A 14,443-nucleotide genomic window follows, 5' to 3' on the forward strand; every position below is an offset into this window, starting at 1 on the left:
CATTGTTGTTGTCAGTCAGGAGTTGGACCGAGCATAAGTCCACCCTATGACTGACCGCGACAATCATTCACCTCGCGTATGCGTAGCCATCGGTTCAGCGCTTGCGTTTTCGCTGTTTCTTCTCGCGGTTGTCGGACTTTTCGAACGCCTCTTCCAGCGCCTGGTTAAGGGTGCGCAGGACCTTGACCCGCGCCCAGCGCTTGTCATTGGCTTCCACCAGGGTCCACGGTGATATCTCGGTGCTGGTGCGATCGACCATGTCGCCGACAGCGGTGCGGTAATCGTCCCACTTGTCGCGATTGCGCCAGTCGTCTTCGGTGATCTTGAAACGCTTGAAGGGAATTTCTTCACGCTCCTGGAAGCGCTCCAGTTGGGTCTGTTTGTCGATGGCCAGCCAGAACTTGACCACGATCACCCCGGCGTCGGCGATCTGCTCTTCGAAGTCGTTGATCTCGCCGTAGGCGCGCATCCAGTTCGCCTTGCTGCAATAGCCTTCGATGCGCTCCACCAGCACCCGGCCATACCAGGAACGATCGAACACGGTGAATTTGCCCCGCGCCGGAATATGCCGCCAGAACCGCCAGAGATACGGCTGGGCCCGTTCTTCCTCGGTAGGCGCGGCGATCGGCACGATGTCGTACTGGCGCGGGTCGAGTGCCGCGGCCACCCGACGAATTGCCCCGCCCTTGCCTGCCGCGTCATTGCCTTCGAACAATGCAATCAACGCATGGCGACGCATGCGCTTGTCGCGCATCAGCCCGGAAAACCGTGCCTGTTCGGTAATCAGTTGTTCTTCATAATCGTCCTTGTCCAGGCTCAGCGTCATGTCCAGGCTGTCGAGCAAATTCACCTGATCGACGCTGGGGAACAAGGGCGCAGCGCTGACTTTGTCCGGGTGAATCCTGGGTCTTTTCAGTGCACTTTGCAGGCCATCGAGCAGAATCTTGCCGACCGCCAGGCTTCTATAGTTCGCGTCCACGCCTGCAATCACATGCCACGGCGCATAGTCGCGGCTGGTGCGGCGCAGCACCCGTTCGCCGTATTTGACGAATTTGTCGTAGGTCTGCGATTGCTGCCAGTCCAGCGGGCTGATGCGCCAACTGTGCAACGGGTCATCGGCCAGTGCCTTGAGCCGCGCTTTCATTTGTTTTTTGGAGAGGTGAAACCAGAACTTGAAGATCAGCGCGCCTTCGTCGCACAGCATCTTCTCTAACCGCTCGGCCCCATTGATGCTTTGATCGAGTCGCGGATCCTTGAACAAGCCATGAACCCGTCCCTGCAGCATCTGGCTGTACCAGTTGCCGAAGAAAATCCCCATGCGGCCCTTGGCCGGGAGCATCCGCCAGTAGCGCCAGGCCGGCGGTCGCGCCAGTTCTTCGTCGGTCTGCTGGTCGAAGGTGCGAACCTCGATCGAGCGCGGGTCCATCCATTCATTGAGCAACTTGACGGTCTCGCCCTTGCCGGCCCCTTCAATGCCGTTGATCAAAATGATCACTGGAAAGCGCTGTTGCTGCCGAAGTTCGAACTGCGCTTCGAGCAAAGCTTCACGCAGGGCCGGCACTTCGGCGTCATAGGTTTCTTTGTCGATGGTATGACCGATTTCGGCGGATTCGAACATGGAGCGGCTCCTTCCAGGATTGAGCAAGACTAGCGGAAGATGGAGGTGTGCGGTGATGTAAAAAGATCAAAAGATCGCAGCCTTCGGCAGCTCCTACAGGTGTACACCGGTCCCATTGTAGGAGCTGCCGAAGGCTGCGATCTTTTACGCCAGCACACCCTTTTGAGCAGGCGGGCTAGAATGGCCACCTTGTCGTTGCCGAGCCTGCCATGAAACCTGTATTGCCCCACGCCCAGCTCGACTGGGACGACCAAGGTCGCCCGCGTTCGCGGGTGTTCGATGATGTGTATTTTTCCGACCAGTCGGGCCTTGAAGAAACCCGTTACGTGTTTCTGCAGCAAAACGATTTGCGCGAGCGTTTCGCCGCATTGCCGGCAAGCGGTCGATTGGTGATTGGCGAAACCGGGTTCGGTACCGGGCTGAATTTTCTCTGTGCCTGGCAGTTGTTCGAACAGCACGCGGTGGCCGGTGCGCGGCTGCATTTTGTCAGTGTCGAAAAGTACCCGCTGAGCGCTCCCGATCTGCAACGGGCCCTGGCGCTATGGCCGGAACTCAAGCCGTTTGCCGATCAATTGCTGGCGCAATACGTTGCGATCCATCAAGGCTTTCAGCGCCTGGTCCTGGACAACGGCCGCGTCACCCTCACCTTGCTGGTCGGCGATGCACTTGAGCAGTTGCCGCAACTGGATGCGCAAATCGACGCCTGGTTTCTCGACGGCTTCGCCCCGGCGAAAAACCCCGACATGTGGACCGCCGAATTGTTTGCCGAACTGGCTCGCCTGGCGGCACCCGGCTCGACCATCAGCACCTTTACCAGCACCGGCTGGGTACGCCGTTTGCTGAATGCGGCGGGTTTCAAGATGAAGCGAACACCGGGCATCGGCCATAAATGGGAAATTCTGCGGGGCACGTTCCTCGGTTGGCCCGAAGAGGCCGCTAAACCGACCTCGGCAAAACCATGGTTCGCTCGCCCACAGCCGCTGACCGGCGAACGCCGCGCCCTGGTGATCGGTGCCGGGCTGGCCGGTTGCGCCAGTGCCGCCAGCCTGGCCGCGCGGGGTTGGCAAGTGAGCCTGCTGGACCGCCACGAAGCACTGGCGCAGGAAGCCTCGGGCAATCCTCAGGGCGTGCTGTACCTCAAGCTTTCTGCTCACGGCACGGCGTTGTCGCAATTGATCATCAGCGGTTTTGGTTACACCCGACGTTTGCTGGAACAACTGCAGCGTGGCGTCGACTGGGACGATTGCGGAGTCTTGCAACTGGCCTTCAATGCCAAGGAAGCCGAGCGTCAGGCGCAATTGGCAACGGCCTTTTCACCGAGCCTGGTGCACCTGCTCGATCAACCCCAGGCCCAAGCCCGGGCCGGCATCAAATTGGCGTACGGCGGCTTGTTCTACCCTGAAGGCGGCTGGGTTCATCCGCCTGCGTTGTGCCAGCGGCAGGCGTCCTCAACGAACATCCAGTGGCGGCCCCATCGCGACGTGCTGGAACTGCGCAAGGTCGATGATCAGTGGCAGGCCTGGGACGGCGATGTATTACTGGCCAGTGCGCCGGTGGTGATTCTGGCCGGCGCCGCCGAGATCAAGCGTTTTCCCCAAAGCGCCGACCTGCCCCTCAAACGCATTCGCGGCCAGATCACCCGACTGGCGCAAACCCCTGAAAGTCAGAGCCTGGCGATCGTGGTCTGCGCCGAAGGCTATGTGGCGCCCGCACGCCTGGGCGAACACACACTCGGCGCCAGCTTCGATTTCAAAAGCGATGAGCTGACCCCGACCGTCGCCGAACACCTCGGCAATCTGGCGTTGCTCGAGGAAATCTCCACTGACCTGGTCGCCCGTCTGCATGTTCCAGACCTGGACCCGCTGCGACTGGAAGGACGCGCGGCATTCCGCTGTACCAGCCCCGACTACCTGCCGATCGTCGGACCGTTGGCCAACCAGGCCGCCTTCGCCGAGGCCTATGCCGCACTGAGCAAAGATGCCCGGCAAGTGCCCGATGTTCTCTGCCCATGGCTCGAGGGGTTTTACGTCAACAGCGGTCACGGCTCTCGCGGTTTGATCACCGCGCCGTTGTCTGGCGAGCTGTTGGCGGCATGGCTTGAAAACGAGCCGTTGCCGCTGCCTAGAACAGTCGCCGAAGCCTGCCATCCCAACCGTTTTGCCTTGCGCCAATTGATCCGCGGAAAAGCCTGACCCACTGCCTTATAACTTATCGGTCTAAAACTCCAGGGATTCACGTGGGTCAGTTTCTGAGTACCCGCCGTTTTTGGCAGGTATCGATTGACCCTCCCCAACGGAAAAACCGGTAAGGACTTATGTGCGGATTAGCTGGAGAATTACGTTTCGACCATCAACCTGCGGACCTCGCAGCCATCGAACGAATCACCCATCACCTGGCCCCTCGCGGCCCTGATGCGTGGGGCTTTCACAGCCAGGGGCCGATTGCCCTCGGCCATCGGCGCCTGAAAATCATGGACCTGTCGGACGGCTCGGCACAGCCGATGATCGACAACCAACTGGGCCTGTCCCTGGCCTTCAACGGCGCGATCTACAACTTCCCGGAACTGCGCACTGAGCTTGAAAGCCTCGGTTACGCCTTCTATTCCGGCGGCGACACCGAAGTGCTGCTCAAGGGGTATCACGCCTGGGGCGAAGCCCTGTTGCCTAAACTCAATGGCATGTTCGCCTTCGCCATTTGGGAGCGCGACGCCAAGCGTCTGTTCATTGCCCGCGACCGTCTCGGCGTGAAGCCGTTGTATCTCTCGCGCACCGGCCAACGCCTGCGCTTTGCCTCGGCCCTGCCGGCCTTGCTCAAGGGCGGCGACATCAACCCGATTCTCGATCCGGTGGCACTCAATCATTATCTGAACTTCCACGCCGTGGTCCCTGCCCCGCGCACCTTGCTGGCGGGCATCGAGAAACTGCCGCCGGCGAGCTGGATGCGCATCGACGCGGACGGCACCACCGAGCAGAAAACCTGGTGGACCCTGCCCTACGGCCCAAATGCCGACGAACTGAACCTGACCCTCGAAGACTGGCGCGACCGCGTGCTCGACAGCACCCGTGATGCGGTGGCGATTCGTCAACGGGCGGCAGTGGATGTCGGCGTGCTGCTTTCCGGCGGCGTCGATTCGAGTCTATTGGTGGGCCTGTTGCGTGAAGTCGGGGTCGAAGACTTGTCGACCTTTTCCATCGGTTTCCAGGATGCCGGCGGCGAGCGTGGTGACGAGTTCCAGTATTCGGACCTGATCGCCAAGCACTACGGCACACACCATCACCAACTGCGCATCGACGAAAAAGAGATCATCGAGCAACTGCCCGCGGCGTTCCGCGCCATGAGCGAGCCGATGGTCAGCCATGACTGCATCGCGTTCTATTTGCTGTCTCGCGAAGTGGCCAAGCACTGCAAGGTGGTGCAAAGCGGCCAGGGCGCGGACGAGTTGTTCGCCGGGTATCACTGGTATCCGCAGGTGGACGGTGCGAGCGATCCGTACGCGGCGTATCGCGATGCGTTTTTCGACCGCAACTACGCCGACTACGCCGCCACGGTGCAGCCGAAATGGCTGACGGCCAACGACGCGGCCGGCGACTTCGTGAAGGAACATTTCGCACAGCCCGGTGCCGACGCAGCCGTGGACAAAGCCCTGCGCCTGGACAGCACCGTGATGCTGGTGGATGACCCGGTCAAACGGGTCGACAACATGACCATGGCCTGGGGCCTGGAAGCGCGTACGCCCTTTCTCGACTATCGCCTGGTGGAATTGTCGGCGCGGGTGCCGGGCAAATTCAAACTCCCGGATGGCGGCAAGCAAGTCTTGAAAGAAGCGGCGCGGCTGGTCATTCCGAGTGAAGTGATCGACCGCAAAAAAGGTTACTTCCCGGTCCCCGGCCTCAAGCATTTGCAGGGCGACACGCTGAACTGGGTGCGTGAATTGCTGCTCGATCCGAGTCAGGATCGTGGCCTGTTCAACCCCGCCATGCTAGACCGCCTGCTGACCGATCCACAAGGTCAACTGACCCCGTTGCGCGGCTCCAAGCTGTGGCAATTGGCAGCCCTGAACCTGTGGCTCAGTGAACAAGGAATCTGATCGATGAAACCTCACGCCACGGCTTATAGCCAACGCTTGTTGCGCGGTCAGACGCCCTCTTATGAACGCCTGCAGGCGCGCTTGGCCGAAGACGGCAGTGAATTGGGCGCCGCGCCAATCGCGGTGCATTGCGGTTGGGGCCGGTTGCTGATCGGCCATACCTTTCCCGATGCGGCGAGCCTTGCCCAAGAGTTGCTCAATGAGCAGCCCGGTGAGCGGGACATCGCCTTGTACGTTGCCGCGCCCCAGCAAGTGTTGGGGCTGGAGCCGGCGCAACTGTTTCTTGACCCCTCCGACACCTTGCGCCTGTGGTTCAGCGATTACCGCCAGGCCACCCGGGTGTTTCGCGGCTTTCGCATCCGCCGGGCGCAAAGCGAGGCGGACTGGCAGGCTGTCAATCAGCTGTATCAGGCACGCGGCATGCTGCCCATTGATGCGAATTTGCTGACGCCTCATCCCCAGGGCGGCCCGGTTTACTGGCTGGCCGAAGATGAGGACAGCGGCACCATCATCGGCAGCGTCATGGGCCTGAATCATCACAAGGCGTTCAACGATCCGGAAAACGGCAGCAGCCTGTGGTGCCTGGCGGTCGATCCGCAATGTTCCCGCCCAGGCGTCGGTGAAGTGCTGGTGCGGCACTTGATCGAACACTTCATGAGCCGTGGTCTGAGTTACCTGGACCTGTCGGTGCTGCACAACAACCGTCAGGCGAAAAGTCTTTACGCCAAGCTCGGTTTTCGCAATTTGTCGACCTTCGCCATCAAGCGCAAAAACGGCATCAACCAGCCGTTGTTTCTCGGCCCAGGCCCCGAAGCCGAGTTCAATCCGTATGCACGGATCATCGTCGAGGAGGCTCATCGGCGCGGCATTGATGTGCAGGTGGATGATGCGCAAGCGGGTCTGTTTACCTTGATTCACGGCAGTCGTCGGGTGCGTTGCCGCGAATCCCTGAGCGATCTGACCAGCGCCATCAGCATGACGTTGTGTCAGGACAAAAGCCTGACCCACAAGGTGCTGAAAAACGCCGGTCTTAAACTGCCCGCCCAACAACTGGCGGGGAGCGCGGACGACAACCTGGCGTTTCTCGACGAGCATCAACGGGTGGTGGTCAAACCGCTGGACGGTGAGCAAGGCCAAGGGGTGGCGGTGGATTTACGCAGCATCGAAGAGGTCCAGCAAGCCATCGAAAACGCCCGCACCTTCGACAGTCGAGTGCTGCTGGAAAGCTTCCATGAAGGCCTCGACTTGCGGATTCTGGTGATCGGTTTCGAAGTGGTCGCCGCCGCCATTCGCCGGCCGGCGGAAGTGGTGGGCGATGGTCAGCATTCCATCGGGGCGCTGATCGAGGCCCAGAGCCGGCGTCGTCAGGCGGCAACCAGCGGTGAAAGCAAAATCCCGCTGGACCATGAGACCCAGCGCACCTTGCAGGCTGCGGGTTACGACTACAGCAGCATTCTGCCCGCCGGTGAGCATCTGTTCGTGCGGCGCACGGCGAATCTTCATACCGGCGGCATTCTTGAGGACGTCACGGCGACTCTGCATCCGACCTTGGTGGATGCGGCAGTGCGGGCGGCGCGGGCGCTGGATATTCCAATGGTCGGGCTCGACCTGATGGTGCCGACCGCCGACCAGCCGGAGTATGTGTTTATCGAAGCCAATGAACGCGCCGGGCTGGCCAACCATGAACCGCAGCCGACGGCCGAGCGGTTTGTGGATTTGTTGTTTCCGCATAGTCAGCCGGTGGTCTGACATTGATGTGTCGCGTGTTGAATCGCCATCGCGAGCAGGCTCGCTCCCACATTTGACCGCATTCCCCTGTGGGAGCGAGCCTGCTCGCAATGGGGCCCTGACAGATCACACTTTTCATGATCGTTCCCACGCTCTGCGTGGGAATGACTCCTCGGACGCTCCACGTCCACTTGGGACGCAGAGCGTCCCTGGCTGCATTCCCACGCGGAGCATGGGAACGATCAGCCCTCACTTCATCAGGAGTTTCCATGACCCGCAAAATTCCCGAACCGGATCTCAATTACCTGCAAAAAGTCCTGCTGGAAATGCTCGCCATTCCCAGCCCCACCGGGTTCACCGACACCATTGTGCGTTACGTTGCCGAGCGTCTCGAAGAGTTGGGCATTCCCTTTGAGATGACCCGTCGCGGCACCATCCGCGCCACCCTCAAGGGCAAGCAGAACAGCCCGGACCGCGCCGTCTCCGCCCACCTGGACACCATTGGCGCGGCGGTTCGCGCGATCAAGGACAACGGTCGCCTGACCCTGGCGCCGGTCGGATGCTGGTCCAGCCGTTTTGCCGAAGGCAGCCGCGTCAGTCTGTTCACCGACAATGGCGTGATTCGCGGCAGCGTGTTGCCGCTGATGGCTTCCGGGCATGCGTTCAATACCGCCGTGGATGAAATGCCGATCAGCTGGGATCACATCGAATTGCGCCTGGACGCGTACTGCGCCACCCGCGCCGATTGCGATTCGCTGGGGATCAGCGTCGGCGATTTCGTCGCCTTCGACCCGTTGCCGGAGTTCACCGAAAGCGGCCACATCAGCGCCCGTCACCTCGACGACAAAGCCGGCGTTGCCGCACTGCTGGCGGCGCTGAAAGCCATTGTCGACAGTGGCGAAGAACTGATGATCGACTGCCATCCATTGTTCACCATCACCGAAGAAACCGGCAGCGGTGCAGCGGCGGCCCTGCCTTGGGACGTCAGCGAATTCGTCGGCATCGACATCGCGCCGGTCGCGCCCGGCCAGCATTCCAGCGAACACGCGGTGAGTGTGGCGATGCAGGATTCCGGCGGGCCTTATGACTATCACCTGTCGCGCCACCTGCTACGCCTGGCCAGCGACAACGAACTGCCGGCGCGCCGCGACCTGTTCCGCTATTACTTCAGCGATGCTCACTCCGCCGTTACGGCCGGCCACGACATTCGCACCGCCCTGCTCGCCTTCGGCTGCGATGCCACCCACGGTTACGAGCGCACCCACATCGACAGCCTCGCCGCCCTCAGCCGCCTGCTCGGCGCCTATATCCTCAGCCCGCCTGTGTTCGCCAGCGATGCACAACCGGCCAAGGGCTCCCTGGACCGGTTCAGTCATCAGATCGAACACGAGACGCAGATGGAAAGTGACACGCGGGTGCCGTCGGTGGATAGCTTGATTGGGCAGCGCACAGATAGCTAAAACGAACACAAAACCGTAGGAGCTGCCGAAGGCTGCGATCTTTTGATCCTGATCTTGATCTGCAGCGATGCATCTGGCGCAAAGATCAAAAGATCGCAGCCTTCGGCAGCTCCTACTGGTGATGCGTTCATAACCGCCGTAGCATCGCGCCATTGTTTAGCCGAGGTGCCTTATGCTGATCCCCCACGACCAACTTGAAGTCGACACGCTGACCCGCCTGATCGAGGATTTCGTGACCCGCGACGGCACGGACAATGGCGATGACACACCGCTGGAAACCCGCGTGTTGCGTGTTCGTCAGGCATTGACCAAGGGCCAGGCGCTGATCGTCTTTGATCCGGAAAGCGAGCAATGCCAGTTGATGCTCAAGCACGACGTGCCCAAGCACCTGTTCGACTGAGGCCCTTAACGGGCTTTGGCTTTGGCCTGTTGAATCTGGATGCGCTCATAGACTTCAGCGCGATGTACGTTGACCTGCTGCGGCGCTTCAACACCGAAGCGCACGCTGCTTCCGTTGACGGCGAGAACCCGCACGGAAATGTTGTCACCAATGGAAATCAACTCGCCCACAACGCGACTGAGTACAAGCATGGCATTCATCCTTCAGGGTTACCGGCCCTTGAAGATGCCCGGCGCGGCGCGGGTCTTCAATGCAACGGCAGCAAAACAGTCTTGCCCTACAGCCCAGGAGGCTTCGCCCTGACGGACGTGTCCGACAAACCGGTTGAATGAAGGACCGATCCTTCAGGAAGCGGAAAAGCGCGGGCCAAACAGGATGACGCTCGCCCCGATCACACATAGCGCCACGCCAATCCAGTCCGAGCCCAGCGGACGAATCCGCTCGACCACCGCCAGCCAGCCGATCGACGCAATGATGTAGATGCCACCGTAGGCGGCATAGGCGCGGCCGGCGTAGCTCGCTTCGACCCGGGTCAGCAGTACCGCGAACAAGATCAGGCTGAGCAACGCCGGGATGATCCACCAAGCGCTCTTACCCTGGCGCAACCACATCCAGAAGGCGAAGCAGCCAGCGATTTCAAACAGCGCGGCGAGGAAAAACCACAGGTAATTGAGCATGCAGATGTCTCGTGAGGATGACCGGTTGCGGCCACCCTAACGACGGTCTTGCGCACGGGCAAGTTCAGCTTGCGGATTGTTTGGCCTTGGCGCGCATTTTGTCGGCCATCACGGTCATTTCGTTGTAGAGCACTTGCGGGTCTTTCTGTTTGATCGCCCAGGCCATGCGGCCCTGTTCGTGAGGCAGAATCAGGAATTCGCCGGCGGCGACCTGCTGATAGATGTAGTCGGCAATGTCGGCGGCGGTGATCGGCGAGCTTTCCAGCAACTTGCCGACCTGGGCTTTCATGGTCGGAGTCGGGCCGCGGAAAGAGTCCAGCAAGTTGGTCTGAAAGAACGACGGGCAGACCACATGCACGCTGACTTCCTCGTGGGCCAGTTCGATCAACAGACTTTCGGACAAAGCCACCACACCCGCCTTGGCCACGTTGTAGTTGCTCATGGCCGGACCTTGCATCAGTGCGGCCATCGAGGCGATGTTGATGATCTTGCCTTTGCTTTTCTCCAGCAGCGGCAGGAAGGCCTTGCAGCCCTTGACCACACCCATCAGGTTGATCGCGATCTGCCAGTCCCAGTCTTCCAGCGACAATTCACTGAAGAACCCGCCCGAGGCCACGCCGGCGTTGTTAACGATGACGTCGATGCCGCCGAACTTCTCTTCGCAGGCTTGGGCGAACGCCGTCAGTTGGCTGTAGTCACGCACATCACAACGCTGAATGAAACCATCACCGCCGGCTTCGCGAACCAGCTTCAGGGTTTCTTGCAGGCCGGGTTCACTGACATCCGACAAGGCCAGCTGCCAGCCTTCACGCGCCCAGCGCAGCGCGATTTCGCGACCCAGGCCTGAGCCCGCGCCAGTGATCATCATGCGATTTTGCATAGCAAACAGCCTTGTTGTTCCGGGGAAGATGTACCGAGTGTAGCGAAGGATAATGCGCGACCCACGCTCCATCAGATTGCTGAATGGCCAGCAATGAACCACGGCGCGGTCCGGTTGTTTCAACGTTGAGACGCAGTAAAAGAAATAAACGTACTTGCCAAATACATTAAAAAAACCTGGAATTTTTCTTCATATCCATGAGTCGGATTTTGTAAGCAGCTAGGATTAATACAAGTCCAGCTGATGGCTAAAACCCTAGGTCAATCCACAACGCTTCCAACAAGGAAACAGACATGGGCACAATTCTTATCGTTATTCTTATCCTGTTGTTGATAGGTGGCTTGCCGGTCTTCCCGCACTCCAGAAGTTGGGGTTACGGCCCGTCAGGTATCATCGGCGTGGTGTTGGTGGTGCTATTGATCCTGCTGCTGCTTGGCAAGATATAAAGGTTTTGCCGGCAAAAAAAAGAGGCCCTGCGAAGGGCCTCTTTTCTATTGCGCCAACAATTGGTCTGGCTTGCCGTCAACTACACCGGCGGTGTTATCGATGAGGCTTTTGGTTGCCGTCTGGATGAACGATTCGAGCTTTTGCTTGAGCGCCGCTTCGTCAGCCGATGCCGGGATCACCTCACCTTTGGGATTGGCGCCCAGTTCATAGTGATACAACTTCGGTGGCATCTCTTTGGGCAGTACCAGCACGCGATCCCCGGTGAGCAATGCAACCGTCTGATCGCTGCCCGACGGCTTGATCACGCCAAAACCCTTGTCGCCTTCCGGCAGGTTCAGCAAGTCGCGACCCCAGCATTGTTGAATCACCTCTCCACCAATACGGCCCATGATGGTCGGCACGATGTCGATCTGGGTGCCGACGGTATGGTCGACCTGGCCGAATTTTTCCTGGACGCCCGGCCCGATCAGCAGCATCGGCACGTTGAAACGACCCAGGTCCATTTCAGTGATCTGCTGTTCGTTGCCAAAACCGTGGTCGCCGACCACCACAAACAGGGTTTCCTTGAAATACGGCTCTTTGCGGGCCTGTTCGAAGAATTGACCCAACGCCCAGTCGGAATAGCGCATGGCGGTCAAGTGTTCGTTGAGGCTGCCGCGATCGGTCACAGGCTTCACCGGCAATGGCGTCGGCAAAGCGTACGGCGTGTGGTTGGACAGCGTTTGCAGCAAGGCATAGAACGGCTTCTTGTCCTTGCCATCGCGGGCCTTCAATTCTTCCAGGCCACGGTTGAACATGTCCTGGTCGGACACGCCCCAGGTCGGATCGGAGAACACCGGGTTGACGAAGTCATTACGCCCGATGAAGTTGGTCATGCCCTGGTTGCTGAAGAAGCCCGACTGGTTGTCCCAGGCGAAGTCGCCGTTATAGACGTACACATCGTCGTAGTCACGGGCACTGAGCAACTGCGGCAGGCCGGACAGTTTGTGGCTGCCTTCAGGCGTCTGCATCAGGTATTCGAAACCCGGCAAGTTCGGGAAGCAGGCCATGGTGGCGAACATGCCCTGGTGGGTATGGGTGCCGTTGGAGAAGAAACGATCGAACAACAGGCCTTCTTTCGACAGTTTGTCGAAGTACGGCGTGATTTCACCCGGACGACCCAGAGCGCCCACCGAGTGACCGGCGAAGCTTTCCATCAGGATCACCACGACGTTCTTGATCGGCAGTGTCTTGTTGGTGTCGGGGCTGAAATTGCGACGCACCGCGGCGGTCTCGGGATCGACCAGCTTGTCACTCGGGGTCAACAACAAATCGCGCACGGTCTGCTGGGCCAGGGGCTGTGGCAGTGTGGCTTTCCAGACATTGTCGCGATGTTCGGACAGCCGGCTCTTGGCCGCTGCGATCAACGACAGCGTGCCGTTGAGACCCAACTGATTGGCGAAGTTGGAGTCGGTGGTGTAAACGTCACCCCAACGCAGCGGCGGGCCTTGACGCAGAGTGCCACGAGCGGCGACCACGCAGACCAACAGGCAGACCACGAACACCACGCCACGCGCATACCACGGAGCGACCTGCCGCGTACTGATACTGCCACCGCTGAACGGCCCGCGAGGACGCGTGGCGCGGTCGGCGCCCTTGAACGCAAGCGTCAGAATCAACGTGCCCACGGCCCAGGCCAGCAGGTAGCGAACCACCGGAAAACCGTACCAGAGCATGCTCACCACGGTTTTCGGGTCTTCTTTCACGTACTGGAAGACCAGACCGTTGAGGCGCTGGTGGAACTCGCGGTAAAAGTCCATCTCCATCAGGCCGAGGAACAGCGCAATGCTCGAGACAACGGTCAGCCACAGCCGGAAAAACCCGCGGGCGGCCATCGCCCTGACGCTGAACAATGCCAGCACCAGCGGAATGCTGAGGTAAACCACCAGACGCAAGTCGAAACGCAGGCCGTTGGCGAACGCTTCCAGAAAGGTCGAAGCCGGTGTGTCGAGGATCATCGAGCTGTTGTAGACCAGCAGCGCCAAGCGCAGCAGGCTGAACATGACCATCATGACCAAGGCACACAATAGCGTGTAGGCCAGATGCGATTTGACGGTCGGTTGCAGCAGGCGACTAGAAGCTCGCTGCTGACTCAGGGCGTCCGGGTTTGCCATGTCGTTTTAGGACCCATTGGAAGTTGAAGTTTCAAAAAATACAGCAGCGCCTTGCCTAAGGCTGGTCGGTTAACCTGTGGGAGCGGGCTTGCGCGGTGCGCAAATGTTGCACGATCAACCGAGGCATTACCATTGATTACTGACCCACAGGCCCCGACTGTCGCTTGCAGCGTTCTGGGACAAGAGACGTGACGCAAAGTTGCGGAGGCGGACTGGTTGGGGCGCGAGTGAATTGTCTTGGACGCTTTGTGAAAATTTCGTTCAACGCATATCCAGAAACAAAATAAAGCCCCGCCCCTTGGCAAAAAACGCAAACGCCCCGATCAAAATTCGGGGCGCTGTTGAACGGGCATTGTCAAAAGTATACGCGGTTACTTCTCTGCGCGTTCTTTCAGGGCTTTGAGGGTGTTGAACGGCGCATCGACCACAAACTTGTTGGCCAACCACGACGGCACGCTGCCCCCGGGTTCGGTATGGGCCTGATAAGTCACTTCGACTTGATCGCCTTTAGGCACGAGCTTCCAGAATCCTTTGACCTGGGCGACCCGTACAAAACCTTTTTCTTCCGGAACGTACTTGGGCTGCCCTTCCAACTCGCGGGTCAGGCTGCCATCGGCGCCTTCAACAGTGGTGACATGCAATACGGAGTCGCGAGGAGTGACCGGCCAAGGGGTATTGAACTGGGTGTAGGTCCAGCTCTGGTTACCTTCATGTTTGAGCAACTTCTGAGTCTTGCACTCGTGAATCCATGCACAGGCACCCGGCACGTCTTCCTGCAATGCACGCAGTTTGGCCATGGTGGTCTTCATGACGGTCACGCCACGGTAAGCCTTGTATTGGGAACCGGCCACTTCACTCAAGGACACCTTGATGCCCTCTTCTTCCTTGGCGGTTTTCCATTCCTCGGCCTGGGCCGTGGAGGCCAGTAAAACCGTCAAACCACACAGCACAGCCATACGATGCAGCGAACCCATAGTCTTTTCCTTATTGTTG

12 protein-coding genes are annotated in these 14,443 nt (G+C 59.6%); 6 read left to right on the plus strand and 6 right to left on the minus strand.

What is annotated here, in order from left to right:
* Positions 1–94: 94 nt before the first annotated feature.
* Positions 95–1,618 (minus strand): polyphosphate:AMP phosphotransferase, encoded by a 1,524-nt coding sequence (gene pap, locus ACZ89R_RS09860; RefSeq protein WP_429545910.1) that lies wholly within the window; start codon positions 1,616–1,618, stop codon positions 95–97.
* Between the two features lie 209 nt (positions 1,619–1,827).
* Between pap and mnmC the strand changes: the two genes are divergently transcribed.
* From mnmC to ACZ89R_RS09885, 5 genes are all read left to right on the plus strand, one after another.
* A complete protein-coding gene (gene mnmC, locus ACZ89R_RS09865; RefSeq protein ID WP_429545909.1) occupies positions 1,828–3,810 on the plus strand; it encodes a bifunctional tRNA (5-methylaminomethyl-2-thiouridine)(34)-methyltransferase MnmC2/FAD-dependent 5-carboxymethylaminomethyl-2-thiouridine(34) oxidoreductase MnmC1 in 1,983 nt (660 codons plus the stop codon).
* A gap of 122 nt (positions 3,811–3,932) precedes the next feature.
* The gene (locus ACZ89R_RS09870) at positions 3,933–5,705 is read left to right on the plus strand and encodes an N-acetylglutaminylglutamine amidotransferase (RefSeq protein ID WP_429545908.1); all 1,773 of its coding nucleotides are present in this window, start codon (positions 3,933–3,935) and stop codon (positions 5,703–5,705) included.
* Between the two features lie 3 nt (positions 5,706–5,708).
* The gene (gene ngg, locus ACZ89R_RS09875; RefSeq protein WP_429545907.1) at positions 5,709–7,454 is read left to right on the plus strand and encodes an N-acetylglutaminylglutamine synthetase; all 1,746 of its coding nucleotides are present in this window, start codon (positions 5,709–5,711) and stop codon (positions 7,452–7,454) included.
* Between the two features lie 248 nt (positions 7,455–7,702).
* Entirely contained in the window at positions 7,703–8,893 is a 1,191-nt protein-coding gene (locus ACZ89R_RS09880; protein ID WP_429545906.1) for an osmoprotectant NAGGN system M42 family peptidase, read from the plus strand.
* A gap of 172 nt (positions 8,894–9,065) precedes the next feature.
* Positions 9,066–9,293: a YheU family protein gene (locus ACZ89R_RS09885; protein WP_003199186.1), complete on the plus strand. Its 228-nt coding sequence runs from the start codon at positions 9,066–9,068 to the stop codon at positions 9,291–9,293.
* A gap of 5 nt (positions 9,294–9,298) precedes the next feature.
* Here the strand turns inward: ACZ89R_RS09885 and csrA are convergent, their stop codons facing one another.
* The 3 genes from csrA to ACZ89R_RS09900 form a co-directional block, all read right to left on the minus strand.
* Positions 9,299–9,484: a carbon storage regulator CsrA gene (gene csrA, locus ACZ89R_RS09890; protein WP_123494546.1), complete on the minus strand. Its 186-nt coding sequence runs from the start codon at positions 9,482–9,484 to the stop codon at positions 9,299–9,301.
* Between the two features lie 153 nt (positions 9,485–9,637).
* Entirely contained in the window at positions 9,638–9,970 is a 333-nt protein-coding gene (locus tag ACZ89R_RS09895; protein ID WP_063341152.1) for a YnfA family protein, read from the minus strand.
* Between the two features lie 64 nt (positions 9,971–10,034).
* On the minus strand, positions 10,035–10,850 hold the full coding sequence (locus ACZ89R_RS09900; protein ID WP_429545905.1) for an SDR family oxidoreductase: 816 nt from the start codon (positions 10,848–10,850) through the stop codon (positions 10,035–10,037).
* Between the two features lie 293 nt (positions 10,851–11,143).
* On the opposite strand from ACZ89R_RS09900, the gene ACZ89R_RS09905 reads away from it, so the two are divergent.
* Entirely contained in the window at positions 11,144–11,296 is a 153-nt protein-coding gene (locus tag ACZ89R_RS09905; protein WP_008012020.1) for a DUF3309 family protein, read from the plus strand.
* 45 nt (positions 11,297–11,341) lie between these two features.
* Here ACZ89R_RS09905 and ACZ89R_RS09910 read toward each other — a convergent pair whose 3' ends face one another.
* Positions 11,342–13,450 carry an LTA synthase family protein gene (locus tag ACZ89R_RS09910; protein WP_429545904.1) on the minus strand — a complete coding sequence of 703 codons (2,109 nt, stop codon included), beginning with the start codon at positions 13,448–13,450 and terminating at the stop codon, positions 11,342–11,344.
* Positions 13,451–13,821: 371 nt separating this feature from the next.
* Complete coding sequence (locus tag ACZ89R_RS09915; RefSeq protein WP_008075148.1) at positions 13,822–14,424, minus strand: START domain-containing protein; 603 nt, start codon at positions 14,422–14,424, stop codon at positions 13,822–13,824.
* Between the last annotated feature and the right edge of the window lie 19 nt (positions 14,425–14,443).

Source organism: Pseudomonas sp. TE3728, from assembly GCF_056279145.1.